At 72.3% G+C, this 25,746-nt stretch carries 22 protein-coding genes and 2 pseudogenes; 12 read left to right on the forward strand and 12 right to left on the reverse strand.

Annotated features, from left to right (window positions below):
• Positions 1–11 precede the first annotated feature (11 nt).
• The 4 genes and pseudogenes from LWJ43_RS14190 to LWJ43_RS14205 form a co-directional block, all read right to left on the reverse strand.
• Complete coding sequence (locus LWJ43_RS14190) at positions 12–788, reverse strand: flagellar basal body-associated FliL family protein (RefSeq protein ID WP_277332624.1); 777 nt, start codon at positions 786–788, stop codon at positions 12–14.
• A 91-nt stretch (positions 789–879) separates the two neighbouring features.
• A complete protein-coding gene (locus LWJ43_RS14195) occupies positions 880–1,665 on the reverse strand; it encodes a uracil-DNA glycosylase (protein ID WP_277332625.1) in 786 nt (261 codons plus the stop codon).
• A gap of 100 nt (positions 1,666–1,765) precedes the next feature.
• Positions 1,766–2,374, reverse strand: a pseudogene (locus LWJ43_RS14200) (RloB family protein); the annotation flags it as partial.
• A complete protein-coding gene (locus LWJ43_RS14205) occupies positions 2,307–3,665 on the reverse strand; it encodes an AAA family ATPase (RefSeq protein WP_277332626.1) in 1,359 nt (452 codons plus the stop codon). The pseudogene LWJ43_RS14200 and the gene LWJ43_RS14205, both read right to left, overlap by 68 nt.
• Positions 3,666–3,902: 237 nt before the next feature.
• On the opposite strand from LWJ43_RS14205, the gene LWJ43_RS14210 reads away from it, so the two are divergent.
• On the forward strand, positions 3,903–5,546 hold the full coding sequence (locus LWJ43_RS14210; protein WP_277332627.1) for a DNA repair helicase XPB: 1,644 nt from the start codon (positions 3,903–3,905) through the stop codon (positions 5,544–5,546).
• Between the two features lie 28 nt (positions 5,547–5,574).
• On the opposite strand, the gene LWJ43_RS14215 is transcribed toward LWJ43_RS14210, so the two are convergent.
• Positions 5,575–5,766 carry a hypothetical protein gene (locus tag LWJ43_RS14215; RefSeq protein WP_277332628.1) on the reverse strand — a complete coding sequence of 64 codons (192 nt, stop codon included), beginning with the start codon at positions 5,764–5,766 and terminating at the stop codon, positions 5,575–5,577.
• Between the two features lie 371 nt (positions 5,767–6,137).
• Here LWJ43_RS14215 and LWJ43_RS14220 point away from each other — a divergent pair, with 371 nt between their 5' ends.
• Together LWJ43_RS14220 and LWJ43_RS14225 are read left to right on the forward strand one after the other, a co-directional pair.
• Complete coding sequence (locus LWJ43_RS14220) at positions 6,138–8,231, forward strand: HelD family protein (RefSeq protein ID WP_277332629.1); 2,094 nt, start codon at positions 6,138–6,140, stop codon at positions 8,229–8,231.
• 67 nt (positions 8,232–8,298) lie between these two features.
• Positions 8,299–10,251 carry an APC family permease gene (locus tag LWJ43_RS14225; RefSeq protein ID WP_277332630.1) on the forward strand — a complete coding sequence of 651 codons (1,953 nt, stop codon included), beginning with the start codon at positions 8,299–8,301 and terminating at the stop codon, positions 10,249–10,251.
• Between the two features lie 246 nt (positions 10,252–10,497).
• On the opposite strand, the gene LWJ43_RS14230 is transcribed toward LWJ43_RS14225, so the two are convergent.
• From LWJ43_RS14230 to LWJ43_RS14250, 5 genes and pseudogenes are all read right to left on the reverse strand, one after another.
• Positions 10,498–11,187, reverse strand: a complete 690-nt coding sequence (locus LWJ43_RS14230; RefSeq protein WP_277332631.1) for a copper homeostasis protein CutC — start codon at positions 11,185–11,187, stop codon at positions 10,498–10,500.
• 177 nt (positions 11,188–11,364) lie between these two features.
• Positions 11,365–12,807: a lipase family protein gene (locus LWJ43_RS14235; protein WP_277332632.1), complete on the reverse strand. Its 1,443-nt coding sequence runs from the start codon at positions 12,805–12,807 to the stop codon at positions 11,365–11,367.
• 156 nt (positions 12,808–12,963) lie between these two features.
• On the reverse strand, positions 12,964–13,824 hold the full coding sequence (locus LWJ43_RS14240) for a 5-oxoprolinase subunit C family protein (protein WP_277332633.1): 861 nt from the start codon (positions 13,822–13,824) through the stop codon (positions 12,964–12,966).
• Positions 13,821–14,456, reverse strand: a complete 636-nt coding sequence (locus tag LWJ43_RS14245; RefSeq protein ID WP_277332634.1) for a 5-oxoprolinase subunit B family protein — start codon at positions 14,454–14,456, stop codon at positions 13,821–13,823. Before LWJ43_RS14245 ends, LWJ43_RS14240 begins: the two co-directional genes overlap by 4 nt.
• Positions 14,453–15,203, reverse strand: a pseudogene (locus LWJ43_RS14250) (LamB/YcsF family protein). Before LWJ43_RS14250 ends, LWJ43_RS14245 begins: the two are co-directional and overlap by 4 nt.
• A gap of 238 nt (positions 15,204–15,441) precedes the next feature.
• Between LWJ43_RS14250 and LWJ43_RS14255 the strand changes: the two are divergent.
• From LWJ43_RS14255 to LWJ43_RS14280, 6 genes are all read left to right on the forward strand, one after another.
• Complete coding sequence (locus LWJ43_RS14255; RefSeq protein ID WP_277332635.1) at positions 15,442–16,167, forward strand: GntR family transcriptional regulator; 726 nt, start codon at positions 15,442–15,444, stop codon at positions 16,165–16,167.
• Between the two features lie 262 nt (positions 16,168–16,429).
• Positions 16,430–17,161, forward strand: coding sequence for a DUF969 domain-containing protein (locus tag LWJ43_RS14260; RefSeq protein ID WP_277332636.1), 732 nt, complete (start codon positions 16,430–16,432; stop codon positions 17,159–17,161).
• Positions 17,158–18,126, forward strand: coding sequence for a DUF979 domain-containing protein (locus LWJ43_RS14265; protein ID WP_277332637.1), 969 nt, complete (start codon positions 17,158–17,160; stop codon positions 18,124–18,126). The genes LWJ43_RS14260 and LWJ43_RS14265 overlap by 4 nt, the downstream gene beginning before the upstream one ends.
• A gap of 78 nt (positions 18,127–18,204) precedes the next feature.
• A complete protein-coding gene (locus tag LWJ43_RS14270; protein ID WP_277332638.1) occupies positions 18,205–19,245 on the forward strand; it encodes a DUF2891 domain-containing protein in 1,041 nt (346 codons plus the stop codon).
• 79 nt (positions 19,246–19,324) lie between these two features.
• The gene (locus LWJ43_RS14275; RefSeq protein WP_277332639.1) at positions 19,325–20,008 is read left to right on the forward strand and encodes an HD domain-containing protein; all 684 of its coding nucleotides are present in this window, start codon (positions 19,325–19,327) and stop codon (positions 20,006–20,008) included.
• Between the two features lie 72 nt (positions 20,009–20,080).
• Positions 20,081–21,358: a Cmx/CmrA family chloramphenicol efflux MFS transporter gene (locus LWJ43_RS14280; RefSeq protein WP_277332640.1), complete on the forward strand. Its 1,278-nt coding sequence runs from the start codon at positions 20,081–20,083 to the stop codon at positions 21,356–21,358.
• 63 nt (positions 21,359–21,421) lie between these two features.
• Here the strand turns inward: LWJ43_RS14280 and LWJ43_RS14285 are convergent, their stop codons facing one another.
• Entirely contained in the window at positions 21,422–21,691 is a 270-nt protein-coding gene (locus LWJ43_RS14285) for a DUF4031 domain-containing protein (protein WP_277332641.1), read from the reverse strand.
• On the reverse strand, positions 21,688–22,056 hold the full coding sequence (locus LWJ43_RS14290) for a hypothetical protein (RefSeq protein ID WP_277332642.1): 369 nt from the start codon (positions 22,054–22,056) through the stop codon (positions 21,688–21,690). Before LWJ43_RS14290 ends, LWJ43_RS14285 begins: the two co-directional genes overlap by 4 nt.
• 102 nt (positions 22,057–22,158) lie before the next feature.
• On the opposite strand from LWJ43_RS14290, the gene LWJ43_RS14295 reads away from it, so the two are divergent.
• The 3 genes from LWJ43_RS14295 (at position 22,159) to LWJ43_RS14305 (ending at position 25,668) form a co-directional block, all read left to right on the forward strand.
• A complete protein-coding gene (locus tag LWJ43_RS14295; protein ID WP_277332643.1) occupies positions 22,159–23,076 on the forward strand; it encodes a MurR/RpiR family transcriptional regulator in 918 nt (305 codons plus the stop codon).
• A gap of 77 nt (positions 23,077–23,153) precedes the next feature.
• Complete coding sequence (murQ, locus tag LWJ43_RS14300) at positions 23,154–24,122, forward strand: N-acetylmuramic acid 6-phosphate etherase (protein ID WP_277332644.1); 969 nt, start codon at positions 23,154–23,156, stop codon at positions 24,120–24,122.
• A gap of 34 nt (positions 24,123–24,156) precedes the next feature.
• Positions 24,157–25,668: a PTS transporter subunit EIIC gene (locus LWJ43_RS14305; protein WP_277332645.1), complete on the forward strand. Its 1,512-nt coding sequence runs from the start codon at positions 24,157–24,159 to the stop codon at positions 25,666–25,668.
• The last annotated feature ends 78 nt before the right edge of the window (positions 25,669–25,746 follow it).

The following is a 25,746-nucleotide window of genomic DNA, read 5'->3' on the forward strand; positions in this document are numbered from 1 at the left end:
GGGGAGCGCGTTCAGGCAGGATCCATGTCCCGGACGCGCGTGAACGTCTCCGTGCCGGTGGCGCCCTTCTTCCACTCGACGGTCAGGGTGTTCCCGTTCTGCTCCAGGTTGCCGACCCGGTCCTTGTCCGCGACCCGGACCCCGTCCTCCTTGCAGAGCAGGGCCATCTCCAGGAAGTCACCGCTCTCGTCCTTCTGCCACCGTCCCTCGCAGTCCAGGCCGTCGGTGGTGGTGAGGATCGCGTTGACCCGGGCAGGCTCGTCGAGGTGCTCCTCGCCCAGCCCCAGCGTGGAGCCGGAGACCTGCCACACGGCCTGCAGCCCGGTCCCGGTGGGCGTGGGCACGGCGGGCTCCGTGGAGGGCTCCACGGGCTCGTCCTCCGTCGGGCCGGGATCGGGGTCGGGGGAGGCGGAGACGGAAGGGCTCTCCTTGGCGACGGGCGCCGCGGGCTCGTCGCCGTCGGCGCCGAGCGCGAACCAGAGCCCTCCGCCGATCAGGACGAGAGCCACGAGACCGGCCCCCACGACCAGGGGGGTACGCCGCTTCCCCGGTGCCGGGGGCGGGGCCCCCGCCGGTCCGTACTGCGGCGGCAGGGGGTGGGCGCCGTACGGCGAGGTCTGCTGGGGCTGCTGGGGCCCGGTGGCGTAGGGGTTGTCCGGCACGGGCTGCCCGCCGTGCGGGTTCCCGTACCCGGCCTGCGACGGAACGTAGGGCGACTGCGTGGGCGGCGGCACGGGCGGCTGGGCGCCCGACGGCTGCTGCGGCGGCCAGGGCGGTGGCTGGGTCATGGTGTTCCTCCCCCGCGGCCGGCACGCTGCCGGCCGAGCGTTCTTTTCTATCAGCCGCTCCTGACTGCCCGTCGGCCGAGGGAGAGGCCGGTCAGGAGACCTCGGGGGAGACCGGCAGCCCGCCGAGGGCGGCGGCCTCCCGCAGCACGTCGACGAGCATCGGCATGGTGAGCCGGCCCGTGAACGTGTTGCGTTGGCTCGGGTGGTAGCTGCCCAGCAGGTGCAGTTCCTGTCTGCGTTCCGTGGCGGGCAGCACGACACGGGAGCCATGGCCGAACACGGGCCGCGGGCGTGGCACCTGCCAGCCCGCCTCGGCAAGCACCGGGAGCAGGGCCCGCCAGCCGAAACCGCCGAGGACCACCACCGCGCGGAGCCCCGGGCTGAGCAGGTCCAGCTCGGCCGACAGCCAGGCCCGGCAGGTGTCGCGTTCCCCGGGGGTGGGCTTGTTGTCCGGGGGCGCGCAGTGCACGGGCGAGGTGAGCCGCACCCCGCGCAGCGTCAGCCCGTCCCCGGCGTACTCGGACGTCGGCTGCGAGGCGAGCCCCACGGTGTGCAGTGCGGCGAAGAGGAAGTCACCGGCGGCGTCGCCCGTGAACATCCGGCCGGTCCTGTTGCCCCCGTGCGCGGCGGGCGCGAGCCCGACCACCGCCACCGTCGCGTCCGCGGGCCCGAACCCGGGCACGGGCCGCCCCCAGTACTCCTGGTCCTGGAAGGCGGCGCGCTTCACCTCGGCGACCTCCTCCCGCCAGGCGACCAGCCGGGGACAGGCCCGGCACCGCGTGACGAGCGCGTCCAGCTCGCCGAGGCTGCCGCACCCCGGCGCCCGGCGGGCGGGGAACGCCCGGTCGTAGGGGCCCGGGGCCTCCGCTCCGTCCATCCCTCCACGCTACGGCTCCGCGGACGGTGCCGGAGGAGTCCCGAGGCGTGCGCCCGGGTGTCCCCCCAGGCTTCTGCCGTGCCGCCTTGAGCCGCCTCACGAGCCGGTCCACGTCCGTCCACGGATTGTTCGCATGGCCGGGCACCGCACTGCGTCGCCTCAGGTGGTGCGCACGGTCCGCCGCGTCAGGAAAGCGCTCCCGGACATGCTCGAAACCGAAGTGCTTCCGGCTCGTGGTGTAGCCACCGATTCCCAGCTTCTCCAACGCCTTCTGTGCGGCCTCCGAGGTGTGAGGCCCCGAGACATCTCTGAAGTGCAGCAGGATCCACAACTCGAAGCACGGGTTCGTGAGCACCACCTCGATACCTTCGCGCCGCGCCAGTGCCAGCGCCTCTTCCAGTCCGGCGTGCGGTCTGGGCGCCTCCACGTCGATCACGCACCAGACCTCGTCGTACTCCGTGCGGCGGTCCTCGGGCGAGCGTGGCGCCCTCTTCTTGTGCGCGATCGCAGCCCGGACGAGTGATGTGGGTTCACCGTGTTCACCGCCCATGCGGATCGACACGGGGAGAGCCCGCAACTCGTTTTTCAAGCCCTGGAAGTACTGGACCTCCGTGCACTCCCCCTCGCAGTAGATGAGGTACCTACGCTGCTCCTGGCGTACGCCCTTCGTCCGTTTCAGCGGCCTTCCCCGCTTCACTGCCACCCCCATGGCTGAGAGCCGCGGCCATGTCCCGCAGCGATTCGTCCTCCAGATGCGGGACCGCGCCGAAGCGTCCGCCCAGGTACCGCCTCTCAAGGTTGTCGACGGATTCCCGCACGAAGAACTCCGTCATCGGGAAGAGCCTCGTCGTGAGCGTGCCGGGGTCCTTCTCGGTGAACCACACCTGGTCCCGGAAGAGTTCGGTCCGGACATTCCGTCCCAGCAGAGCCGCCTCGTGCGTCGTGAAGACCAGTTGAGCTCCGTTCCTGTTGGTCTCGCGGGACTGGAACATCCCCACCAACGCATCCACCAGGTGGGGATGCAGGCGCGCATCGATCTCGTCCACGCACAGGACCCCGCCCTCGGCCAGTGTCGTGACGACGGGGCCGACCAGTCCGATCCACGTCCGGGTACCGCTCGATTCCTGCGCCAGGTCGAGGGCGAACGTCCCCTCGGCCGTCCGGTGCTCCACCCGCACCCGCTGCTTGCTGTTGACCTCGATCTTGGCCTTGCCTCCCAGTGCCTCCTGGAGAACACGTGAGATCCGCTTCTGGTCCTCCAGAACAGCGTCGTCCCACTCCTCGATCTCCAGCCCGGACACTCCGAGGTCGGCGAAACGGAGCAGCGTCATGACGGGTGACGGCTCGCTTCCTCCGGCGAGGCAGAGCTGGACCGTGCGGTCGAGCCGCTGGGAGAAGTTGTGGTCCGTAGCCACCCGCAGGCCGGAGTTGAACCACTGGAACACCCGGTGGAGCTGATCGTGCCCCTGTGCCGCGGCGACGGACAGATACAAGCTGTTCGGCCGCAGCAGCTCGGCGATCACCTTCCGGCGGCCTGTGAGCCAGCGGCCGAAGGTGACGACGTCTGCCGCGTCACGCTCATAGAGACGACGCTGCCGTCCTTCGGGGTAGTAGTAGAGCCACTCCTCGGTCACGCGGGTGTCGTCCACGGAGAATCCGAACTGATGGCGTACGCCTTCGACGACGAAGTCCACGGCGAACGAGCTCGGCTGCTCCGCGCTCCGGCCACCCAGCGCGAAGGGCGCGCGCGGCACGCCTCCGTCGGGGTCCCAGTGGCGGAACGACGACAACACCGCCGTCCGCATCCAGACGATGGCATCGAGGACGTTCGACTTGCCCGACGCGTTGGTCCCGTACAGGGCGAGCACAGGCACCGCGCTGAGCTCCCCGCCCGGCGCCGCGACCTCAGCTCTCGTGTCGTGACGGTCCGCAGCGACCAGCGAGAGCTCCTGTTCGTCGAGGAGCGAGGCGTGATTCGCCACCTGGAACCGAAGCAGCATGACGGCCCCTCCAAGCATCCCTTGATGTCGTTTGGTGGTCTGTATCGTCAGACTCTGACGATACAGACCACCAAACGACATCGCATAGGGTTGTCACCCTTCCGGGTCTGTGGTCCGGACTGGAGGCCGGTGCCCTCTCGGTGCACGGCTCCCCCGCCCACGCCCCCGATGCGGCACACTGGACGTTTGGCCGTTCGCACCCGGGCGGCCACCCCACGCCGGAAAGGGCCGACGCGCGTGACCGGACCCCTCATCGTCCAGAGCGACAAGACGCTTCTCCTCGAGGTCGACCACGACCAGGCCGAGGCCTGCCGCCGTGCCATCGCGCCCTTCGCCGAGCTGGAGCGTGCCCCCGAGCACATCCACACCTACCGGCTGACCCCGCTCGGCCTGTGGAACGCCCGTGCCGCGGGGCACGACGCCGAGCAGGTCGTCGACGCGCTCGTGGAGTACTCGCGCTACCCCGTGCCGCACGCGCTCCTCGTCGACATCGCCGAGACGATGGCGCGGTACGGCCGCCTCACCCTGTCCAAGCACCCGGTCCACGGGCTGGTGCTGACGTCCAACGACCGGCCGGTGCTGGAGGAGATCCTCCGCTCGAGGAAGGTCCAGCCGCTGGTCGGGGCACGCCTCGACCCGGACACCGTCGCCGTGCACCCCTCCGAGCGGGGGCAGATCAAGCAGACGCTGCTGAAGCTGGGCTGGCCGGCCGAGGACCTCGCCGGTTACGTCGACGGCGAGGCGCATCCGATCGAGCTGGACCAGGACGGCTGGGCGCTGCGCCCCTACCAGAGGCAGGCCGTCGACGGGTTCTGGCACGGTGGCTCGGGCGTCGTCGTGCTCCCCTGCGGCGCGGGCAAGACGCTGGTCGGGGCCGGTGCGATGGCCGAGGCCAAGGCGACCACGCTGATCCTGGTCACCAACACCGTCTCCGCCCGGCAGTGGAAGCACGAGCTGGTGAAGCGGACCTCGCTGACCGAGGACGAGATCGGCGAGTACAGCGGGACGCGCAAGGAGATCCGGCCGGTCACCATCGCCACGTACCAGGTGCTGACCACGCGCCGTAAGGGCGTCTACCCGCACCTGGAGCTGTTCGACTCCCGCGACTGGGGTCTCGTGATCTACGACGAGGTGCACCTGCTCCCCGCGCCCGTCTTCAAGTTCACCGCCGACCTCCAGGCGCGCCGCCGCCTCGGACTCACCGCGACGCTGGTGCGCGAGGACGGGCGCGAGTCGGACGTCTTCTCGCTCATCGGGCCCAAGAGGTTCGACGCGCCGTGGAAGGAGATCGAGGCGCAGGGCTACATCGCGCCCGCCGACTGCGTCGAGGTCCGTGTGAACCTCACGGACTCGGAGCGGCTCGCCTACGCGACGGCCGAGGCCGAGGAGAAGTACCGGTTCTGCGCGACGACCGACACCAAGCGCAAGGTCACCGAGGCGCTCGTGCGCAAGCACCAGGGCGAGCAGACCCTCGTCATCGGGCAGTACATCGACCAGCTCGACGAACTCGGTGAGCACCTGAACGCCCCGGTGATCAAGGGCGAGACCAGCAACGCGCAGCGCGAGAAGCTGTTCGACGCGTTCCGTGCGGGCGAGATCAGCGTGCTGGTCGTCTCGAAGGTCGCGAACTTCTCGATCGACCTGCCGGAGGCGACCGTCGCGATCCAGGTGTCCGGGACGTTCGGCTCGCGCCAGGAGGAGGCGCAGCGGCTCGGCCGGGTGCTGCGGCCGAAGGCGGACGGGCACGAGGCCCGGTTCTACTCGGTGGTCGCCCGCGACACGATCGACCAGGACTTCGCGGCGCACCGCCAGCGGTTCCTGGCCGAGCAGGGCTACGCGTACCGGATCGTCGACGCGGACGAGCTGCTGACGGAGAGCTGACAGGGGCCGGGGCGGGGTCCGCGCGGGCTCAGCGGTGGCGGCGGACGACGCCCGCCTCCTCCGCGTACTCGCCGAGGACGGCCACACCGAACGCGGTGCGTGCGAAGACCGACACGGCGCGCACCGCGTCGCCCAGGCGGTGACTGCGAGGATGACCGGTCGCCGCGGTCGCGCCGTGCGCGGGGCCGGTCCTGTGCGGGTTCAGATGAACGGTGCTCATGCTTTCCATGGTGCTCCGGCGCCCGGTGCCCCGGCATCGGCCTGCGGGCCGAAGCCCGCGGGCGCCCTCATCGGCCGGAAGTCGCATGCGGTCCCCTACGGGAGGGACGGCGACGCAGCCCGTATTCCGCTCGCCCCCGGGGGCCGGGGTCTATACAATCGCCGGTCTGCCCGCCTCCCGAACCGTGGTACCGGCCAGCCCCTTCCGAGCGGCCGGCAGCCGGGGGAGCGCCGCCGACCGGACGGAAACCGGCCGACGACAACAGCCGCACGCGCCCACCTGCGCGTGCGCATCTGCGTGTGAACGTCCCCGAGCGGACCGGGCGGTGAGCCCTGTCCGCCGTCCTGCGTCGAAAAGCCGGAGGCAACACCGTGCCCGCGCACGAAGAGTCAAGCAATCCACTGGTCAGGGAGCGGGACCATCTCGCCGCGTCCCGTGCCGCGCTCCGCGCCATGCGCGAGGACGTGCAGGCCCTCGACATCCGTGACGTCACGGCGAACTGGGTCAACGCCGCCGTGCTGCAGGCCCAGATCGACGACCGCATCAAGGCGCTCGCCGATCTCTCCCACACCCCGCTGTTCTTCGGCCGCCTCGACTACCTGCACGAGGTCGGCGCGGACAAGGCGGAGGGCGCGTCCCGAGGGGCGGCGCGCGGCGCCTCGGCCGGGGGTGGCGAGCAGTTCTACATCGGGCGCCGACACGTCCACGACGCGCACGGCGACCCCATGGTCATCGACTGGCGGGCGCCGGTCTCCCAGCCGTTCTACCAGGCCTCCAGGAAGAACCCGCTGGACGTCGACCGCCGCCGTCGCTTCGGCTACACCGGCGGGGACCTGACCGCGTACGAGGACGAACGGCTCAGCGACCCGGCGGAGGAGGAGCAGACCAGTAAGCTCCTCCAGGCGGAGATCGAGCGCCCCCGTGTGGGCCCGATGCGCGACATCGTGGCGACGATCCAGCCCGAGCAGGACGAGATCGTCCGCAGCGGTCTCGGCGGGACGGTCTGCGTCCAGGGCGGGCCCGGCACCGGGAAGACCGCCGTGGGCCTGCACCGTGTCGCCTATCTCCTGTACGCGCACCGCGAGCGCCTCGCCCGCACCGGCACCCTCGTCATCGGCCCGAACCGGTCGTTCCTCCACTACATCGAGCAGGTCCTGCCCGCGCTCGGCGAGCTGGAGGTGCAGCAGGCCACCGTCGAGGACCTGGTGGCGGCGCGCGTCGAGGTGCGGGGCACGGACGAGGCCGCCGCCGCCGTGATCAAGGGCGACGCGCGGATGGCCGACGTCCTGCGGCGGGCGATCCGCTCGCACGTCACCCTGCCGGTGGACGGCGTCGTGGTGGTGCGCGGCTCCCGCCGCTGGCGCGTCCCCGCCCACGAGGTCGAGGAGATGGTCGCCGAGCTGCTGGCCCGCGACATGCGGTACGGCGCCGCCCACGAGGCCCTCCCGCAGCGCATCGCGCACGCCGTGCTCGTACGGATGGAGGAGGCGGGCGAGGCCCCCGACGACCGGGTGCAGAACGCGGTGGCGCGCAATCCGGCGGTGAAGGCGGCCGTCAAGGCGATCTGGCCGGCCGTGGACCCGGCGAAGCTCGTACTGCGGCTCCTGACGGACGCGGACTTCCTGGCCGCGCACGCGGACGGGATCCTCACCGACGAGGAGCAGAAGCACGTGCTGATGGCCAAGCCGGCCCGGAGCGTGAAGTCGGCGAGGTGGACGGCGGCGGACGCCGTCCTCATCGACGAGGCGGCCGACATGGTGGCCCGGACGCACTCGCTGGGCCATGTCGTCATCGACGAGGCCCAGGACCTTTCCCCGATGCAGTACCGGGCGGTGGGCCGGCGCTGCTCGACCGGCTCGGCGACGGTGCTCGGCGACCTGGCGCAGGGGACCACACCGTGGTCGACGCGGAGCTGGGAGCAGGCGCTGTTCCACCTGGGCAAGCAGGACGCCGTCGTCGAGGAGCTGACGGCCGGCTTCCGTGTGCCGCGCGAGGTCATCGCGTACGCCTCCCGGCTGCTCCCCGCGATCTCGCCCGGTCTCGCCCCCGTGGAATCGGTGCGTGAGACGCCCGGCTCCCTCGTGGTGCGGGAGGTGGCGTCCGCGCGGGAGCTGGACGCCGCGGTCGTCGCGGCGTGCGAGGAGTCGCTGCACCAGGAGGGATCGATCGGTCTGATCGCGGCCGACGCCCGTCTCCCCGCCCTGTCGGCGGCCCTCTCGGCGGCCGGACACAGTCATCTCTCCCCCGGTGAGGAGACGACGGCGGAGTCCCGGCTCACCCTGGTCCCGGCCTCGCTGGCGAAGGGTCTGGAGTACGACTACGTCGTCCTGGACGAGCCGGCGGCCGTGGTCGACGGCGAACCCGACGAACGCACGGGCCTGCGCCGCCTGTACGTCGCGCTGACCCGTGCGGTCTCGGGTCTCACCGTCCTGCACGCGTCTCCGCTCCCGGAGCAGCTCGGCTGACACCGTCCGGGTGCCCGCCCGTGGCGCCTGCCCGGCCCCCGGGCGGGCGCCCGTTGTGATGGAGGGCATGACCCTCGACAGGCCGGCCTACCGCGTCAAACGGCGCCTCCTCGGGAAGCCGCTCACGACGGAGCACATCAGCGACGAGAAGCTGAGCAACCGGACGGCGCTCGGGGTGCTCGCCTCCGACTGCATCAGCTCGTCGGCGTACGGCTCCGAGGAGATGCTGCGTGTCCTGGTGCCCGTGGTGGGGGCTGCCGCCTTCACCATGATCATGCCGTTGACCGGTGCGATCCTGCTGGTCCTGCTGCTCCTGACGCTCTGTTACAGCGACGTCGTCGGCATCTACACCCGGGCCGGCGGCTCCTACGTGGTCGCGCGGGAGAACTTCGGTCCGAACGTCGCGCAGATCGCCGCCGTGGCGCTGCTCGTCGACTACATCGTCACCGTCGCCGTCCAGGTCTCGGCCGGCACCAACGCCCTGATCTCACTGGCCCATCTGGCCGGTGGCAACTGGACGGGCCTGGACCACCTCCAGACGCCGGTCTCCGTGGCGGTGATCGTCCTGCTCGCGTACGGGAATCTGCGCGGCGTCCGGGAGGCGGGCCGGATGTTCGCGCTCCCCGCGTACCTCTTCATGGCCGCCGTCGGGCTCGTCCTCCTCGCGGCGGCCGTGCGCGGGATCACCGGGGAGCTGCCGCGCGCCGATCTGCACGCCGCGGGTGTGGTCCCGCTGGGCACTCCCGGCGACGGCTGGCTCCAGGGCGCCTCGCTCTTCATCGTGCTGCGTTCCTTCGCCAACGGCGGTTCGTCCCTGACCGGGCTGGAAGCGATCTCGAACGGCATCTCCGCCTTCCGTGAGCCGCAGGGCCGCAACGCCCGGCGCACCCTGATCACCATGAGCTGTGTGCTCGCCGTGCTGGTCCTGGGCGTCTCGACGCTGGCCCACTACACCCACGCCGTCCCCTACACCGACGGCACGCCGACCGTCATCGCGCAGGAGGCCCGGCTCGTGTTCGGCGGAGGGCCACTGGGGACGGCGGGGCTGGTCTTCGTGCAGCTGGCGACGGCCCTGGTCCTCTACACGGGCGCCAACACCCCCTTCACCGGTTTCCCCTTCCTGGCCAGCTTCGTCGCGGAGGACCGGTTCCTGCCCCGGGTGCTGACCCGGCGCGGTCACCGGCTCGCGTTCTCGAACGGAATCATCGCGCTGACCGGCGTCTCGCTGGCGCTGCTGCTCGCGACGGGAGCCAGCGTGGACAAGCTGGTGGCCCTGTACGCGATCGGGGTGTTCACCGCCTTCACGATGGCCGGGGCCGGTCTCACGGCGTACCACCTGCGCCGGCGCGAGCCGCTGCGCCGGCTGAAGATCACGGTCAACGCGCTCGCGGCGGTCGTCTCCGCGGCCGTGGTGCTGATCTTCGCGGTCACCAAGTTCACCGAGGGCGCGTGGCTGGTCGTGGTGATCTTCCCGCTCGGGGTCTGGGGGCTGACGCGGATCAACCGGGAGTACCGGCAGGAGGCCGGCGCGCTGGAACGGCTACCCCTGGGCACGGACCGGCCGCGTGACCGCCGGCACGAGGTGTTCGTGCTCGTCGACACGCTGGACCTGGCGGCGCTGAAGGGGCTGCGGTACGCCCACGAGCTGCGGCCCGACACGGTACGGGCGGTGCACTTCGCGATCGACGAGGCGCACGCCCGGCGGCTGTCGGCCGCCTGGGAGGAGACGTCGGCGACCTCGGTGCCGCTGGAACTCGTCGCGTGTCCGGACCGCAGGCTGCGGCACGCGATGCGGGAGCTGGCCGTCCGCACCACCGAGGACGGGGAGACCTCGCTGACGGTGCTGGTGCCGCGGCGGATGTACGCCCACGCCCTCGGCAAACTGCTCCACCGGGGCACCGGCGAGAAGATGGCCAGGGCGCTGGGTCAGCTGCCGCACGTCGCGGTGACGATCCTGCCGTTCGACGCGTCACGCGCGCTGCGGGTGCTGGAGTCGGGCCACGCGCCCCCGCTGGACTGACGGCGCGCACGCCTCCGTCACGGGCCCCGGGACGTCCTCGGTCCGTCGGCCGTCCCGGAGCCCTCCGCGTCGAGGTGCGGCAGGATCCGGTCCAGCCACCGCGGGCGTCCACCGGGCGGCCCGGCCGAGCAGCGTCGTCACGGACGGGGCCGGGCAAATGGAACACTCAGCAGCGTTCAAAGCCGGTCCCGGCCCCGGGGGGCACGCCGGGATGGGAGAACGGGTGACACCCGCCCCGGGCGCCCGTCAGCCGTCGAGGGCCGCGCGCCACTCCCGTACCGCCGCGGTGTCCACCGGTCCGCTCCAGCCGCCGGGCCGTGCGGCCCCTCCGATGTGGAAGGCCTCGACGCCAGCGGCCCGCAGCCGCGGCAGGTGGTCGAGGCGCAGCCCGCCGCCCACCATGATCTGCGGTTCGTAGCCCGGCAGACCGGCGCGCGCCGCTTCGTCGAGCAGGGTGCCCATGCCGGCGTCGACACCCTGCGGAGAACCTGCCGTGAGGTAGGTGTCGAGGCCCGGCAGGTCGGCGAGGTGCTTGCGCAGCACGTCGCGGTCGGCGGCCCTGTCGATGGCGCGGTGGAAGGTCCACGGGCAGCCGTTCAGCTCGGCGACGAGCCGCTCGACGGCCACCAGGTCGGCGTGCCCGTCCTGGTCCAGGAAGCCCAGGACGAATTCCCCGGCCCCCGCGGCGCGCAGGGTACGGGCCTTCTCCACCAGGACGTCGATGTCGCCCGCCGCGAAGCCGTCCGCGACCCTGAGCATGACCCGGAGCGGGATGTCGACGGCGGACCGGATGCTCTCGAAGACCTCGAGCGGGGGCGTCAGACCGTCGGCCGCCATGTCGGTGACCAGTTCGAGGCGGTCCGCACCGCCCGCCTGCGCCGCGACCGCGTCCTCCGCGTCGAGAGCGATCACCTCCAGAACTGCACGGTTGCTCATGGTGTTCCATTCCCTCGGAGCGGCTGCGGACTACAGGTCTAGTCCAATAACCAGACTACGGGTCGGTCACCCGGGGCGCAGCTCTCCATGTGAACGCGTACGTGAGGGAACGCGAGACCGCGGCGGCGTCCCGGGAGTGGACGCCACCGCGGCCTCGGTGGTCACGGGTGGGGGACGTCAGGGCTGCATCGGCATCGACCAGCAGTTGGAGGACGTCGCCCTGCCGGAGAGACGGTCGGTCAGCCAGGAGATGGCGGCGCCCTGGTCGGTGAGGAGCGGCGCGAGGTGGTTGGTGAGGATCTTGTCGCCGAGGTTGGGCAGAAGGACGGCCTCGTACGTCACGTCGGCACCCTTGCGGCACCAGTCCACCGCGAGCTGCCTGGCCTGCTCGTGTCCGACGATGTCGTCGTGCACCCCGGTCACGAGGCGCACCGGGGCCGTCGGTTTCAGGGTGCCGATGCGCTGCTGGGCGAGGACCGCCCGGAGCTTCGGTTCGGCCGCGATGACGTCGGCGATCGGTTTTCCGTTCGCGGTCCACTTCTTGCTGTCGGTGAAGCCGTGTCCGAGGATCGCGTCGCCCACGCACATGGTCGAGGTGTCCTTCAGCGCGGCCTTGCCGACGTCGTTGGTGTTCGCGTCGACGACCGCCTTCAGGGAGGGGTCGGACTGGGCGAAGCCGTTGATGGACCAGCCGAGCGCGCCGGCCAGGGCGCTTCCGTCGATGCCCTTCATGACCTCGGTGAGGTCGGCGGGCGGGGCGCCCGCGTAGGTGCCCGCGAGGTTCACGTCGGGGGCGTACGAGGACTGCAGCTCGGCGGCCGAGGCGCTGGCCCCGCCGCCCTGGCTGTAGCCGTAGAGACCGACGCGCGAGGCCGAGGTGACCGACGCGCCGGTGACGGAGCGGGCCGCGCGCGCCGCGTCCAGGAGGGCGTGGCCCTCGTCGACCCGGTTGACGTAGGTGTGGAGCCGGTCGGTCGTGCCGAGGCCGGCGTAGTCGGTGACGACGACGGCGGCACCGGCGGCGAGGAAGCGGTAGACCGCGATGTTGTCGTAGCCGATGGACACCGTGCCCTCGCCGACGGTCAGCGGGTGCTGGAGCGACAGCGAGGGGGCGCACTGGTCGCCCTGACCCATCGTCCCCGAGGCGAGCGCCACCAGGGGGCGGGGGCCGTCGCCCTTCCACGCGGCGGCCGGTTCGATGTACGCGCCCGTGACGGCGACGGGCCCGCCGCCCGCGTCGGTGGACTTGTACATCAGCCGTGTCGCGGTGCCTGGCAGCCGACGGCCGTCCAGACCGGGGAGGCTCAGCCCGAGGGGCAGGGGCTCCGAGCGGACGAGCGACCCGTCGGCGGCGGGCAACTGTGCCGGCGGGTTGTAGAAGGCGGGGATGGTCACTCCCCGGGAGACCACCGGTTCCGACCCGGCGGGGGTGGCGGCCGAGGCCGGCACGGCCGACGCGCCCAGACACGCGGCGGCGGCGACCGATGCGGCGAGCAGGCGACCCGTGCGGCTTCCCTGGCGACGACGGGGTTCCGGGAGGCGGGACGCCGGCGGGCGGGATGCCGGGGGATGGGGGGCGTTCGTGATCGAGCTCGAACGGGCGGTCTTGCGCGGACTCACGGCTCACTCCTCGCTCTGCTCCGATGAAGGGTGAGCGCAAGCTAGCACCGAGGCGTTACCTGAGGTAACTCACCGGTAAGTTACGCTTCGGTAACGTGGCGGGGCGGGCCCGGTCGCCCCCCTGTCGGCCGATGCCCCGGATCCCGGTTGCCGTCGTCACGCGCGGACGAACCGCACCGGTGTCCCCGGGGCCGCCTGCGCCGCCCCCGCCAGCGCGGATTCGGCGACCACGCCCACGACCGGGTAACCCCCGGTCGTCGGATGGTCGTTGAGGAACACCACGGGGAGCCCGTCCGGCGGCACCTGGACGGCTCCCAGCACCACGCCCTCGCTGGGCAGTTCACCGTCCCGCGCACGGCGCAGGGCGGGGCCCTCCGTGCGCAGCCCGATGCGGTTGCTCCGCTCGGAGACCCGGTACGCGGCCGTGGTGAGGGTGCGCAGCGCCTCGTCCGTGAACCAGTCGTCCCGCGGGCCCATGTGCACCGGCAGCACCAGCTCGGCGGGGGCGCCCGGCCATGGCACCGGGCCGGCGCACGGGGCTTCGCCCGGCCGGCCCAGCGGCAGGACGTCCCCCTCGCGCAGGACCGGTGGCCCCAGCCCGGAGAGCAGGTCGGCGGATCTGCTGCCCAGCACCGGTTCGGGCACCAGGCCGCCCGCGAACGCCAGGTAGCCGCGCACTCCGTGCGCCGCGGGGCCGGCGTCCAGCACCGCGCCCACGGGTACGCGGACGGGTGCGCCCCACGCGACGGGGCGGCCGTCCACCGTGACCCGGCACGACGCCCCGCCGACGACGGCCCACACCGGCCGGGCTCCGGTCACCCGGACCGCGCAGCCCGTGAGCGTGGTCTCCAGCACCGCCGCGTCCGGGGCGTTGCCGACGAGCCGGTTGGCCAGCCGCCGGGCCGGCCCGTCCAGCGCCCCGGCCCGGGGCACACCGAGATGCGCCCAGCCGGTACGGCCGTCGTCCTGCACGGTGGTCAGGGCGCCCGCCCTGACCACTTCGATCCCCGCGCTCATCCGCGCACCTCCGCCGGCACGAAGCGCACCCGGGTCCCGGGCCCGAGCAGCGCCGCCGGTTCGCGCTCCGGGTCCCAGAGCGCCTCCGGCCCGGGCATCCGCCCGATGAGCTGCCAGCCACCGGGCGACGTGCGCGGATAGACCCCGGTGTACGGGCCGGCGAGGGCCAGCGCACCGGCGGGCACCCGGGTGCGCGGCGTGGTCCGGCGCGGCACGCTCAGGTGACCCGGCAGTCCCGTGAGGTATCCGAAGCCGGGCGCGAACCCGCAGAAGGCGACCCGGAATTCCGTACGGGCGTGGAGGCGGGGCACCTCGTCGGCGGCGACCCCCCAGGCCTCGGCGACATCGGCGAGGTCCGGGCCGTCGTAGACGACGGGTATCTCGACGGCCGCCCCCTCTCCCCTGTCGAGCGGCGGGACCGTCCACGACCTCAGCCGCCCCGCGAGCGTGCGGTCCTCCACCCCGTCCAGCAGCACGGTCCGCGCCCCGGGGACGATCTCGCGCACGACGGGGAGCTCTCCTGCGGCGCGGCGGCGGAGCAGCTCCGCGTGGAAGGCCTCCGCGTCCTCGCCCGAGGCCAGTTCCACGAGCAGGGCGCGGGGCCCGGCCTCCAGCACCCTGATGCCGCTCACGCGAACGCCCGCACGCGGACGCCGGCTTCTTCCAGCGCCGTGCGGACCCGCAGCGCCAGCGCGGCCGCGCCGGGGGTGTCCCCGTGGACGCAGAGGGACCGGGCCCTGACCGCTATCCGGCTCCCGTCCACCCCCGTCACAGCTCCGTCGACGGCCATGCCGACGCTGCGGCGCACGACCTCGTCCGCGTCGTGCACCACGGCTCCCGGCTCGCCCCGCGGCACGAGCGTGCCCTGCGGGGTGTACGCGCGGTCGGCGAAGGCCTCCTCGACGGCGGTCAGGCCCGCCGCCTCCGCGTGGGCGAGCAGCCGCGAACCGGGCAGCCCGAGGACCGCCGGACGGCCGCCCGCGAGCAGCACCCCCGCGACGACCGCGGCGGCCTGCTCCTCGTCCCGGACGACCCGGTTGTAGAGGGCGCCGTGCGGCTTGACGTACGAGACGGTGGAGCCGGCCGCCTCCGCGAAGACCCGCAGGGCACCGATCTGGTAGGCGATCTCGGCGGTCAGCTCGGCCGCCGGTACGTCCATGGAGCGGCGCCCGAATCCGGCCAGGTCGCGGTAGGAGACCTGGGCCCCGATGCGTACCCCCCCGCTCCGCCGCCGTGTCGCAGACCCGCCGCATCACGGAGGCGTCGCCGGCGTGGAAGCCGCAGGCCACATTGGCGCTGGTGACACAGGTCAGCAGCGCCTCGTCCTCGGTGAGGGTCCAGCGTCCGAACCCCTCACCCAGGTCCGCGTTGAGGTCCATCGGCCGCGCCGGGCGCGTCTCACTCGTCAGATCCGTCACGGGCGCACGCTAGCGATTGTTCAACAATCTGACAAGGGCCCGCCCGCCGCCTGAGACCCTCGTACGGTTCACTGAGAACTGCGCGCACCGTGTGCGGCCGACGGGACATCAGGCACGGCGGGCACGCGGCGGGAGCGGCGGTACGACAGTCACAGCAGGCACGGCGGGCGCGTCAGGCGCGACAGGCAGGGGACGGGGCATGGCGGGAACATCGGGCGGCGGGCGGACCGGCGGGACACCGGACCTCTCCGAACTGGCGGCGCACAGCACCTCCCTGGAACGGTCCGGAACGGCCGAGCGGGTCGCCGCCGTCCTGCGGGACCGGATCACCGAGGGCTACTTCCCGCCGGGGAGCCGCCTCTCCGAGGAGAGCATCAGCGGCGCCCTCGCCGTGTCCCGCAACACGCTGCGCGAGGCGTTCCGCCTGCTGTCCCACGAACGCCTCCTGGAGCACCGCCTCAACCGGGGCGTGTTCGTCCGCATCCTGGCCGTGGACGACCTGGTGGACATCTACCGGGTGCGGCTCCTCGTCGAGTGCGCGGCCCTGCGGGCCCTGGGCGAGCCCCCGTTCGACCTGAGCGCGGTCGAGGCCGCGGTGTCGTCGGGCGAGCAGGCCGCGCTCCGCGACGACTGGCCCTCCTGCTCCACCGCCAACATCCGTTTCCACCAGGCGCTGGCCGGCCTGGCGAGCAGCCCCCGCACCGACGAACTGATGCGCAACGTCCTCGCCGAACTGCGGCTCGCCTTCCACGTGATGGCCGACCCCCGCCGCTTCCACGAGCCCTACCTCACCCGCAACCGTGAGATCACGGACAGGCTGGCCAAGGGGGACGCGGCCGGTGCCGAGCGGATGCTCGCCTTCTACCTGGAGGACTCCCGGCGCCAGCTGGCGGAGGCCTACGCGCAACGGCTCACCGAGCGGTAGCCCCTGACCGGCCGTGCGGTGCACCCGGATCGTTCGATGATCCACGCCCCGTTCCAGCGCTCCCTGTACGCCCGCATTCCCCCCTGAATGCGGGCGTTTACCGACAGGTGCCCCACTCCAGCGGCGTCCCACGCCACCGATCCAGATCAATGCATCCCGCACTCTTGTGAGATTGTTGAACAACACCCTAAGGTCTCGCGTACTACCCCCGTCTGATCAGGACCGTGCACCGCCACGTCCCTGCGCGGAAGAAGGCCGACGCGTGATCGTTCTCCTCGGCGTGCTCGTGGTGATCCTCGGATTCGCCACCCGCCGCAATCCCCTGCTCGTGGTGGGTGCCGCCGGCATCATCACGGGGCTGCTCGGCAAGCTCTCGCCGCAGGAGGTGCTGGCCTCGTTCGGCAACAGCTTCGCCTCCGCCCGTTCGGTGACCGTCTTCGTGATCACGCTGCCCGTCATCGGGCTCCTGGAGCGCTACGGACTCCAGGAGCAGGCCCGTAGCCTCATCGGCAAGCTCGGCAAGCTGACCACCGGCCGATTCCTGACCCTCTACCTGCTGATACGGCAGCTCACCGCCTCCGTCGGGCTCACCAGCATCGGTGGCCCCGCGCAGAGCGTGCGGCCGCTGATCGCCCCGATGGCCGAGGCGGCCGCCGAGGCCAAGGCGGGCCGTCCGCTGCCGCAGAAGCTGCGTGAGAAGGTCCGCTCGCACGCGTCCGGCGCCGACACCATCGGCGTGTTCTTCGGTGAGGACTGCTTCATCGCCATCGGATCGATCCTGCTGATCACCGGTTTTGTGAACTCGACGTACGACCAGCACCTCGAACCGCTGCACCTGGCCCTGTGGGCGATCCCCTCCGCGATCTGCGCCTTCCTGATCCACGGGGCCCGCCTGCTCAACCTGGACCGGCAGCTGGAGCGCGAACTCGCCGTCACAGCGGCCGAGAACGATCTGGCGGCGCACGCCGGGATCCGCACGGAGGACGCCAAGTGATCAAGTCCGAGTACTTCTTCTGGCTGGTCGGCACGGTGTTCCTCGTCATGGCCGCGCAGATGGCCATGGACCGCACCAACCCGAAGCGCTTCGGCTCCGCCGCATTCTGGGGTCTGCTGGGCGCCGCGTTCTTCTACTCCACCGGTGTCGTCGACACGTCACTCCCCGCCGAACCGCTGGGCGTCGCCGTCCTGGTGCTGATCGTCCTGGGCGGCTTCGGTCTCACCGGCAAGGGCGAGTCGCACACACCGCCCCGTGAGAAGCGCGCGGCCTCGGCAGCCCGCTTCGGCAACAAGCTGTTCCTTCCTGCCCTCACGATCCCCGTGGTCGCGATGATCTGCGCGACGCTCGTGAAGAACTGGAAGATCGGTGGCGAACCGGTCCTGGAACCGGGCTACGAGACCATTCTCGGGCTGGGCGTCGGCGCGATCGCCGCGCTGGCCGTGGGCATGGTTCTGCTGCGCGAGCGCAAGCTCTCCGTACCGCTGCACTCGGGTCGCAACATGCTCGAGTCGATGGGCTGGGCGCTGCTCCTCCCCCAGCTGCTCTCCGTCCTCGGGTCGATCTTCCAGACCGCCGGTGTCGGGGACCAGGTCGGCAGGATCACCGAGGCGGTGCTGCCGGACGGTCAGAGGCTCGTGGCCGTCGCCGTCTACTGCTGCGGCATGGCGCTGTTCACCATCGTCATGGGCAACGCCTTCGCGGCGTTCCCGGTGATGACCGCCGCGATCGGCTGGCCCGTCCTCATCGAGCAGATGAACGGCAACGCGCCCGCCGTCCTCGCGGTCGGCATGCTGTGCGGCTTCTGCGGCACGCTCGTCACGCCGATGGCCGCCAACTTCAACCTGGTCCCGGCGGCACTCCTCGAACTCAAGGACCAGTACGGCCCGATCAAGGCGCAGCTCCCCACGGCGGCGGCCCTGCTGGTCTGCAACGTCGTGATCATGGCGCTCTTCGCCTTCTGACCCGAGGCGCCCCGCCCCGACACCCCCCGAACCGGCCCCCGTCCCCTCGGCCCGAGACACCTCTCTGGAGTGACCCCGATGTCCCCCGCGCTCCCCGCCGCGTACGCCGTCCCCTTCGCGGAACTCGCCCTCGCCAACGTCGTACGCGAGTACCCCAACGCGCCCGCCCACCTCTACGCCGGGCCCGAGGAACTCGTGGCGCCGCGCACCCTGCACCCCGCGTTCTACGGGGGCTACGACTGGCACTCCACGGTGCACATGCACTGGCTGCTCGTCCGCCTCATGCGGCGTTTCTCCACCACGGGCGACCTTCCGGCGACCCTCGTCACCCGTGTCCGCGAGGTGCTCGACACCCACCTGACCCGCGAGAACATCGACGTCGAGGCGTCCTACCTGCGCGGCCGCACGCACTTCGAGCGTCCCTACGGCTGGGCCTGGCTGATCGCGCTCGCCGGGGAGTGCCGGACCCTCGGCACGCCCGACGGCGACCGCTGGGCCGACGCCCTGGCCCCCGGTGTGGAGGCGGTCGGCGACCTGCTCGCCGCGTGGCTGCCCAAGGCGACGTACCCCGTCCGGCACGGCGTCCACAACAACAGCGCGTTCGGTCTGGGCCTGATCCTCGACGCGGGCACCGCCGCCGGGCTGCCGGCACCGGTCCTCGACGCGGCGACGGACCGGCTGCGGACCTGGTTCACCGACGACCACGACGCCCCCGCCCACTGGGAACCCTCCGGTCAGGACTTCCTCTCCCCGGCCCTGGTCGAGGCCGACGCGATGCGCCGGGTGCTGCCCGTGGCGGAGTTCCGCACCTGGATCGCCACGTTCCTGCCGGCCCTGGTCTCCACGGCGCCCGACTCCACGCTGCTCGACCCGCCGGTGGTCTCCGACCACGCCGACCCCCAGATCGGACACCTCCTCGGTCTCACCCTGAGCCGGGCGGCCGCCCTCCGGACGATCGCCGGCGCGCTCCCCGACGGCCCCGCCCGCGACGCGCTCCTGGCCTCGGCCGAGGCCCACCTCGCGCGCGGCCTGCCGACGGTGTCCTCCGGGGACTTCTCCTCGGACCACTGGCTGGCGACGTACGCGGCCCTCGCCCTGGACACGGCACCCGGTCACTGAGCGGTGGCGCCGTCCCCGGCCCGCGCCTTCGCGCCGGGGACGGGCCCTGCGCACCGGGCGTACGCCCTACCCTCGGCGTATGAGCGACAGCGGCACCTCCGAGACCGGCCCCTCCGAAAATCCGCCCCCCGTCGGCGCCCTCCGTGACCGCTGGCGCGAGACCCTGCTCGCCGTACGCGGCGGGGCGGGCCCCGACCCGATGCCCTACGCCGACAACCTCCTGGTCCGCTGGGCCGAACCCCAGCGGCGCTACCACACCACCGCCCATCTGGCTCAGGTCCTCGACCGCGTCGACACCCTGGCGGGCCACGCCTCCGACCCGGAACTGGTGCGGATCGCCGTCTGGTTCCACGACGCGGTCTACCGCCCCGACCGCTCCGAGAACGAGGAGCGCAGCGCGGCGCTCGCCGAGCGCGCCCTGCCCGAGGCCGGCGTCCCCGACGCCGCGACGGCCGAGGTCGCCCGGCTGGTCCGGCTCACCGTCACGCACGACCCGGCGGACGGCGACACCAACGGCGAGGTCCTGTGCGACGCGGACCTCGCGATCCTCGCGTCGCCGCCCAAGGAGTACGCGGCATACGCGGCGCGGGTGCGCGAGGAGTACGGCTTCGTCCCGGACGACGCGTTCCGCGAGGGGCGCTCCGCGGTCCTGCGACAGCTGCTGGAGCTGCCCCGGCTGTTCCGCACGCCCCACGGTGCGCGGGAGTGGGAACCGAGGGCGCGGCATAACCTGACCACCGAACTGGAGCTTCTCAGCCGGTGAGACAGGGGAATGACAGGGACGAAAGCACTGTTGGCCACTGTCATGCCCGATTCTGCTCCCAGCCGTCCCCGTATGCCGATGGCCGTCTACATCCTCGGCCTCTCGGTCTTCGCCCTCGGTACCAGTGAGTTCATGCTGTCCGGGCTGCTGCCGCCCATCGCCGACGACATGGACGTGTCCATCCCCAAGGCCGGACTCCTCATATCCGCCTTCGCGATCGGCATGGTGGTCGGCGCCCCGCTGCTCGCCGTCGCCACGCTGCGGCTGCCGCGCCGCACGACGCTCATCGCGCTGATCTCCGTCTTCGGGCTGGGCCAGGTCGCGGGCGCGCTGGCACCGACGTACGACGTGCTGTTCGTCTCCCGGGTGGTGAGCGCGCTGGCGTGCGCCGGCTTCTGGGCGGTCGGCGCGGCGGTCGCCATCGCGATGGTGCCGGTGAACGCGCGAGCCAGGGCGATGGCCGTGATGATCGGCGGACTGTCGATCGCGAACGTGCTCGGGGTGCCGCTGGGGGCGTTCCTCGGGGAGAGCTTCGGCTGGCGTTCGGCGTTCTGGGCGGTGGGTGCCGCGTCGGCGATCGCCCTCGTGGGCGTCGTCACCCGTATCCCGCGCATTCCGCTGCCGGACGAGAAGCCGCAGCTCAAGCGCGAGGTCGCGATCTACCGGGACCGCCAGGTGTGGCTGTCCATCGTGATCACGGCCCTCGCGGCGGGCGGCGTGTTCTGCGCGTTCAGCTATCTCGCACCGCTGCTCACGGACGTGGCTGGACTGGATTCGGGCTGGGTCCCGTGGGTGCTCGGGCTGTTCGGTGTCGGCGCGCTGATCGGTACGACGATCGGCGGGCGGGTCGCGGACGCCCACCTCTTCGGGGTGCTGCTGAGCGGTATCAGCGCCTCGACGGTCTTCCTCGTCGCACTGGCCCTCTTCGCGTCGAACCAGGTCGCCGTCGTCGTCCTCGCGTTCCTGCTGGGGCTGTCCGCGTTCTACACGGCCCCCGCGCTCAACGCCCGGATGTTCAACGTCGCGGGGGTCGCCCCGACGCTGGCGGGGGCGACGACCACGGCCGCGTTCAACCTGGGCAACACGAGCGGCCCGTGGCTGGGCGGCGCGGTGATCGACGCGGACTTCGGCTTCCGGGCGACGGCCTGGGCGGGTGCCGCGATGCTGGTGCTCGGCCTGGCGGCCGTGACGGTCTCGCTGCGGCTGCGCGACGGTACGCCGTCCCGCAGGATCGCCGGCGCACCGGCGCACGCCGACGGGGAGCGGCCTGCCGGCGCGGAGAAGGCCGTGATTCCGGAACAGGCCGCCGGTCGGGGGCGGACCGTCGCCTCGGAACGGGCCGCGGGCTAGGCGGAACTTCGCGGGTACCCCTCAAGGAGCGCGGGCCGTGGGCCCGGCGGGAGCCGGTACCCCTCAGGGGGCGGGCCGGCCCTTCGGCCGGCGCAGTCCGGCGTCGGTGAGCCGGCGCACGATCTCCTTCGACCCGATCTCCAGCGCCCCGGCGCGCACCGCGTCGGCGTAACGCGCCTCAGGCACGTCGTAGTGGTCGCGCTCGAAGGCGCGGGGCGGGCAGCCGATGGTCGCGGCGAAGGCGTGCAGTTCCTCGAAGGACACGTCGCTGACGAGGTGCGACCACATGCGGCCGTGCCCCGGCCAGGTCGGCGGGTCGATGTAGACGGTCACCGGCCGAGCGCCTCGGCGAGCGATCCCACCCGTGCGACGGACACCGTCGCCTTCGTGCAGACCCAGTGCGGGTCTGGGCCGAGCTCGGGCTCGACGTCCAGGGCGTGCGGCCCTTCCCCGGTGCACACCGGGCACAGCGGCCACCGCCCGTGCTGTTCGAGCAGAGCGTCCTGGACGTCCTGCGCCACGAGCCCGGTGACGAAGGCCACGCCCTCCGGCCACTGCTCGACCCACCAGCGGCGGTGGACTATCGCGTCCTCGACCATCGAGACGATCCCGGCATCGGCCACATCGCCCGCGACGAGATCGGCCATCACCAGCGCACGCGCGGTGTGCAGCTCCTGCTCCAGGCTGTTCAACTCCATGGCCCCATTGTCCCCCGCCGCCCGCGCGGCCGGGTGTGGTCCTCCAGAGGCAGGGACCAAAGGGGGGTTGACGGGATTCACCCGTGAAAATATCTTTCAAATGTGACCAATGACGTGAAGGAAAGTTTCAATCCGGACTCCCCGCCCGCCCCCGCGGCCCTCGCGGCCAAGGTGCGGACCCTCGCTCCGTCCATGACCCGTTCCATGCAGCGGGTCGCCGAAGCGGTCGCGGGTGACCCCGCCGGGTGTGCCGCCCTCACCGTCACCGGCCTCGCCGAGCTGACCGGCACCAGTGAGGCGACCGTGGTCCGCACGGCCCGCCTCCTCGGTTACCCGGGCTACCGGGACCTGCGTCTCGCGCTCGCCGGCCTCGCCGCCCATCAGCAGTCCGGCAGGGCACCGGCGGTCACCGCCGACATCGCGGTCGACGACCCCATCGCGGACGTCGTCACGAAGCTCGCCTACGACGAGCAGCAGACCCTCGCCGACACGGCCGCCGGCCTCGACACCGTGCAGCTCGGGGCCGCCGTGGCCGCCGCCGCGACCGCCCGCCGCATCGACATCTACGGCGTCGGCGCGTCCTCCCTCGTCGGCCAGGACCTGGCGCAGAAGCTTCTCCGCATCGGCCTGATAGCCCACGCCCACATGGACCCGCACCTCGCCGTGACCAACGCGGTGCAGCTCCGCTCCGGCGACGTGGCCATCGCGATCACGCACTCCGGCTCCACGGGCGACGTCATCGAGCCGCTCCGGGTCGCCTTCGACCGCGGCGCGACGACGGTCGCGATCACCGGCCGCCCCGACGGTCCGGTCTCGCAGTACGCCGACCACGTGCTGACGACGTCCACCGCCCGGGAGAGCGAGCTGCGGCCCGCGGCCATGTCGAGCCGCACGAGTCAGCTCCTCGTCGTCGACTGCCTGTTCATAGGGGTGGCCCAGCGGACGTACGAGACGGCCGCCCCCGCCCTGTCCGCCTCCTATGAGGCGCTCGCCCACCGCCACACCCCGCGCAGCCGCTGACCCCGGCAGCCCCCGCCCCGTACCCGCCGAACCGTACGAGCCCGCCCGTGAAACCCGAGAAAGCAGAGCCGCTGTCCATGACCTCCACCACCGACGCGAACGCCGACGCCCCGACCCCCGACGGTTACGGCGAACTGCGCGCGCAGCTCGACACCCTCACCACCGAGGCGTTCCGGCCGGAGCTCGCCGAGATCGACCAGCTGCCGACGCGGGAGATAGCCCGCATCATGAACGGCGAGGACACCACCGTCCCCGCCGCCGTGGCCGAGAGGCTTCCGCAGATCGCCGCCGCGATCGACGCCACTGCCGAGCGCATGGCGCGTGGCGGACGGCTGATCTACGCGGGCGCCGGCACCGCCGGCCGTCTCGGAGTGCTCGACGCCAGCGAGTGCCCGCCCACCTTCAACACCGACCCGTCCGAGGTCGTCGGCCTGATCGCGGGTGGGCCCTCCGCCATGGTCAAGGCCGTCGAGGGCGCCGAGGACAGCAAGGAGCTGGCCGCCGCCGACCTCGACGCCCTGGGTCTCACCGCCGACGACACGGTGGTCGGGATCTCCGCCTCAGGCCGCACCCCGTACGCCATCGGCGCCGTCGAGCACGCCCGCGGCCGGGGCGCGCTCACCATCGGGCTCTCCTGCAACGCGGACTCCGGTCTCGCCGCCGCGGCGGAGCACGGTCTGGAGATCGTCGTCGGTCCCGAGCTGCTCACCGGCTCGACCCGCCTCAAGGCGGGGACGGCGCAGAAGCTCGTCCTCAACATGCTCTCGACGATCACGATGATCCGGCTCGGCAAGACGTACGGAAACCTCATGGTCGACGTGCGCGCATCCAACGAGAAGCTGCGCGCCCGCTCCCGCCGGATCGTCTCCCTCGCGACGGGCGCCTCCGACGAGGAGATCGAGACGGCACTCGCCGCCACCGGCGGAGAGGTCAAGAACGCCATCCTCACCATCCTCGGCGGGGTCGACGGCCCCACCGCCGCCACGCTCCTGGCCGACTCCCACGGCCACCTCCGCGCCGCCCTCGCGGCGGTCCGCACCACCTGACGCACCACTCCTCGCACAGCAAGGCACCACGCACATGGCTACTGAAGACAAGAACCGCGCCACTGCCGCCGCGATCCTGCCGCTCGTCGGTGGCGCTGCGAACGTCAGCTCGATCGCCCACTGCATGACCCGGCTCCGGCTGGGCCTGCACGACCGTTCCCTCGTCGACGACGAGGCACTCAAGGCGGTCCCCGCAGTGATGGGCGTGGTCGAGGACGACACCTACCAGATCGTCCTCGGCCCCGGCACCGTCGCCCGGGTCACCCCGGAGTTCGAGCAGCTGGTCGAGGAGGGCAGGGCGTCCGAACCCGCGGCGCCCGCCCACACGGCCGAGGAGCTGGCCGGCAAGGGCGCCGCCCTCAAGGCACAGCAGAAGGCGAAGAACTCGACGCCCTTCAAGCTGTTCCTGCGCAGGATCGCGAACATCTTCGTCCCGCTGATCCCCGCCCTGATCGGCTGCGGCATCATCGCCGGTCTCAACGGGCTGCTGGTGAACCTCGGCTGGCTGACCTCGGTGACCCCCGCCCTCGCGGCGATGGCCTCCGGCTTCATGGCCCTGATCGCGGTCTTCGTCGGCTACAACACGGCGAAGGAGTTCGGCGGCACGCCGATCCTCGGCGGCGCGGTCGCGGCGATCATCGTCTTCCCCGGTGTCGCGAACATCGACGCCTTCGGCCAGACCCTCTCCCCCGGCCAGGGCGGTGTCCTCGGCGCCCTCGGTGCCGCGGTCCTCGCCGTGTACGTCGAGAAGTGGTGCCGCCGCTGGGTGCCCGAGGCGCTGGACGTCTTGGTCACACCGACGCTCACGGTGCTGATCTCCGGCCTGGTCACGATCTTCGGCCTGATGTACGTGGCCGGTGAGGTCTCCTCCGCCATCGGCACCTTCGCCGACTGGCTGCTCTCCACGGGCGGCGCGGGCGCGGGCTTCCTGCTCGGCGGCTTCTTCCTGCCCCTGGTGATGCTGGGCCTGCACCAGGCCCTGATCCCGATCCACACGACGCTGATCGAGCAGCAGGGCTTCACGGTCCTGCTCCCGATCCTCGCCATGGCCGGAGCCGGCCAGGTCGGTGCGGCGGCCGCGGTCTACCTGCGCCTCCCGCGCAACGAGTCGATCCGCAGGACCATCAGGTCCGCGATGCCCGCAGGCCTGCTGGGCGTCGGCGAGCCCCTGATCTACGGCGTCTCCCTCCCCCTGGGCCGCCCCTTCATCACGGCCTGTGTGGGCGGCGCGTTCGGCGGCGGCTTCGTGGGCCTGTTCAACCAGCTCGGCGACTCGGTCGGCTCCACCGCGATCGGCCCGTCGGGCTGGGCCCTGTTCCCACTGCTCGACGGCAACCACGGCCTCGGCTCCACGATCGCGATCTACGCCGGCGGTCTGCTGGTCGGCTACGTCGCGGGATTCGTCGCCACCTACTTCTTCGGCTTCAGCAAGTCCCTGCTGGCCGAGTTCAACGTCTCCCAGGAGCCGGCCCCTTCCACGGTCGCGGCCACCGGCCCGGCCGCCGCCTCGGGCGGCAACCCGGCGAAGGAGCCCGCCGGGGTCTGACCCCGCCTCCGCCGTGACGCGCAGGCCACGAACGGTCACGAGAAGTACGCGGCGTTTTCCGTACACACACGTGTGTGT

The sequence above is a fragment of the Streptomyces sp. JH34 genome (genome assembly GCF_029428875.1).
Lineage (GTDB): Bacteria > Actinomycetota > Actinomycetes > Streptomycetales > Streptomycetaceae > Streptomyces.

Bases quoted from the DNA above. Each gene is read 5' to 3' on its own strand.
- LWJ43_RS14225 (WP_277332630.1), top strand. From the start codon at position 8,299: ATGACCCTCGACAGGCCGGCCTACCGCGTCAAACGGCGCCTCCTCGGG.
- LWJ43_RS14240 (WP_277332633.1), bottom strand. From the start codon at position 13,824: ATGAGCGCGGGGATCGAAGTGGTCAGGGCGGGCGCCCTGACCACCGTG.
- LWJ43_RS14215 (WP_277332628.1), bottom strand. From the start codon at position 5,766: ATGAGCACCGTTCATCTGAACCCGCACAGGACCGGCCCCGCGCACGGC.
- LWJ43_RS14280 (WP_277332640.1), top strand. From the start codon at position 20,081: ATGCCGATGGCCGTCTACATCCTCGGCCTCTCGGTCTTCGCCCTCGGT.
- LWJ43_RS14305 (WP_277332645.1), top strand. From the start codon at position 24,157: ATGGCTACTGAAGACAAGAACCGCGCCACTGCCGCCGCGATCCTGCCG.
- LWJ43_RS14205 (WP_277332626.1), bottom strand. From the start codon at position 3,665: ATGCTGCTTCGGTTCCAGGTGGCGAATCACGCCTCGCTCCTCGACGAA.
- LWJ43_RS14230 (WP_277332631.1), bottom strand. From the start codon at position 11,187: ATGAGCAACCGTGCAGTTCTGGAGGTGATCGCTCTCGACGCGGAGGAC.
- LWJ43_RS14270 (WP_277332638.1), top strand. From the start codon at position 18,205: ATGTCCCCCGCGCTCCCCGCCGCGTACGCCGTCCCCTTCGCGGAACTC.
- LWJ43_RS14255 (WP_277332635.1), top strand. From the start codon at position 15,442: ATGGCGGGAACATCGGGCGGCGGGCGGACCGGCGGGACACCGGACCTC.
- LWJ43_RS14290 (WP_277332642.1), bottom strand. From the start codon at position 22,056: ATGGAGTTGAACAGCCTGGAGCAGGAGCTGCACACCGCGCGTGCGCTG.
- LWJ43_RS14190 (WP_277332624.1), bottom strand. From the start codon at position 788: ATGACCCAGCCACCGCCCTGGCCGCCGCAGCAGCCGTCGGGCGCCCAG.
- LWJ43_RS14195 (WP_277332625.1), bottom strand. From the start codon at position 1,665: ATGGACGGAGCGGAGGCCCCGGGCCCCTACGACCGGGCGTTCCCCGCC.
- murQ (WP_277332644.1), top strand. From the start codon at position 23,154: ATGACCTCCACCACCGACGCGAACGCCGACGCCCCGACCCCCGACGGT.
- LWJ43_RS14275 (WP_277332639.1), top strand. From the start codon at position 19,325: ATGAGCGACAGCGGCACCTCCGAGACCGGCCCCTCCGAAAATCCGCCC.